This window comes from Granulicella sp. L60, from assembly GCF_009765825.1.
Lineage (GTDB): Bacteria > Acidobacteriota > Terriglobia > Terriglobales > Acidobacteriaceae > Edaphobacter.
Map to the genome: position 1 here is coordinate 992 of NZ_LMUR01000017.1, position 2,581 is coordinate 3,572.

At 59.4% G+C, this 2,581-nt stretch carries 1 protein-coding gene; it reads left to right on the forward strand.

What is annotated here, in order from left to right; genetic code table 11:
- Positions 1-2,581 (forward strand): amino acid adenylation domain-containing protein (locus tag GSQ82_RS10405; protein WP_158792239.1); only part of this gene is annotated, 2,581 nt, incomplete at both ends.

Here is a 2,581-nt window from a genome sequence, read left to right on the forward strand (position 1 = left end):
CGATATCGGCCATGCACCGCTGCTGCGGATTTATTTTGCCCACGATGCGGTGGAGGAGCGCTGGCTGGCGGTGCAGCTAATGCACCATTTGGCGGGCGATCACGGCTCCCTGGAAGTAATGTGGGAGGAGATTCAGGCACATCTGCTGGGACAGCAGGACCGCTTACCCCCCCCGCTTCCGTTCCGGAACCTGGTGGCGAATGCCCGGTTCGGAGTTAGCCAGCAGGAGCATGAGGCCTTCTTTCAGAAGATGCTCGGCGACGTGGACGAACACACCGCACCCTTCTGCTTGCTCGATATACAGGGGGATGGCACCGGCATCGAGGAAGCGCATCTATCTCTGGACGTAGATCTGGCAAGGCGCTTGCGCGTCGTCGCCCGTAGGCTTCACGTTAGCGTGGCCAGCATATGTCATCTGGCCTGGGCGCGGGTGCTCAGCGAGGTCTCAGGACGCGAGGATGTGGTCTTCGGTACGGTTTTATTCGGACGGATGCAGGGCGGTGCCGGGTCAGACCGGGTGATGGGGCTCTTCATCAACACTCTTCCGATACGCATCCACACCGGAGAACAGGGAGTAGAGACCAGCGTGCGTCAGACGCATGCCCTGCTGGCCGAGCTGATGCATCATGAGCACGCATCGCTTGCCCTCGCACAGCGATGCAGTGCCGTCCCTGCGCCGACCCCGCTGTTTTCGTCTATGCTCAACTACCGGCACAGTTCCGGAGCAGGTCAGAGGTCGGAAGAAACGCTCCGAGCCTACGAAGGGATGCGCGTACTTCGCGGGGAGGAGCGGACCAACTATCCCCTCACCCTCTCGGTGGAGGATCTTGGCCAGGATATGGGACTCACCGCACAGGCGCCTGCCTCCATCCGACCAATGCGTATCTGTCAGTTCATGGCCACTACGTTGACCTCGCTGGTTGAAGCTCTGGAGACAGCTCCTTCGAAGACCGTGCGCACACTCTCTGTCCTGCCGCCTGCCGAGCGTGATCAGCTTCTCTATCAGTGGAACGATACGGCCACGGAGTATCCCCACGATAGCTGCATCCAGCAGCTGTTCGAACAGCAGGTGGAGAAGAGTCCGGAGGCGGTGGCCCTAATCTTTGAAGACCAGCAGCTCACTTACGCGGAACTGAACCGCCGCGCCAACCGGCTGGCCCACTATTTACGCGAGCTCGGCGTCAAGCCCGACGCCCGCGTCGCCCTCTGTGTGGAGCGCGGCTTCGAGATGATCGTCGCCCTGCTCGCCGTCCTCAAGGCCGGGGGCGCCTATGTCTCGCTCGACCCTACCTACCCCATCGATCGGCTCCGCTTCATGCTGCAAGACGCCGCCCCGATCGCCCTGCTCACCCAGTACCATCTGCGCACCTTATATCCCCAGCTCAGCGACGCCCTGCCTGTGATCGACCTCACCGATCCCACCCCCTGGAACCAAAGGCCCGTATCCAACATTGACTCCGCATCCATCGAACTCTCTTCCCAGCACCTCGCCTATGTCATCTATACCTCAGGGTCCACAGGAACCCCTAAAGGTGTCATGGTCGAACATCGCGGCGTAATCCGTTTGGTGCGCAATACCAACTACATACAGTTCCATCCGGAAGATGTAGTTGCGCAAGCTTCAAATACATCATTTGATGCAGCAACCTTTGAGATTTGGGGCGCGCTCCTGAATGGAAGTCGATTAGTTGTCATAGCTCAAGATGTGTTGCTCGAATCAACGCTTCTTGGTCGAACTCTAAAGCAACACGCGGTCAACATCCTTTGGCTTGCTGTTGGCCTTTTCAACCAACATACAGCCTCTGACTTCGAGGAGTTTGGGAGATTGCGATATCTCATTGTGGGGGGCGACGCACTTGACCCGCGATCAATCGAACACGTATTGCGAAGTAATCCTCCACAACGGTTAGTTAACGGTTATGGCCCGACGGAGACGACGACCTTTGCGATCACTCACGAAATCTCTGTCGTTCCTCAAGATGCACAGATCATTCCGATAGGTCGACCGATCTCGAACACTCGGATATACATATTGGATGGGCATGGTGAGCCTGTTCCTATTGGTGTATCAGGGGAGCTGTACATTGGCGGGGCGGGCGTAGCGCGGGGCTATCTGAACCGGCCGGATCTGACGGCAGAGAAGTTTCTCCGGGATCCGTTTGTAGATGAACCCGGGGCGCGGATGTACCGGACCGGGGACCTTGGTCGCTATCTGCCCAACGGCAATATCGAGTTTCTGGGCCGCAACGATTTTCAGGTGAAGATCCGCGGGTTCCGCATCGAGTTGGGGGAGATCGAGGCGCGGCTCGGGGAGCACCCTGGCATCCGCGAAGCCGTTGTGCTGGCCCGAGAGGACACCCCTGGCGACAAGAGGCTAGTGGCCTACTGCACAGCTGCACAGTCGGAACCGATCAACCTCGAGGCGCTGCGCTCCTCTCTCTCTGCGGTGCTGCCGGGGTATATGGTTCCGGCCGCCTATATCTTGCTGGAGTCGATGCCCCTGACGCCGAACGGGAAGCTGGATCGGCGGGCGCTGCCAGCGCCGGAACAGGATGCCTATGCCACGCGCGGCTACGAGCCG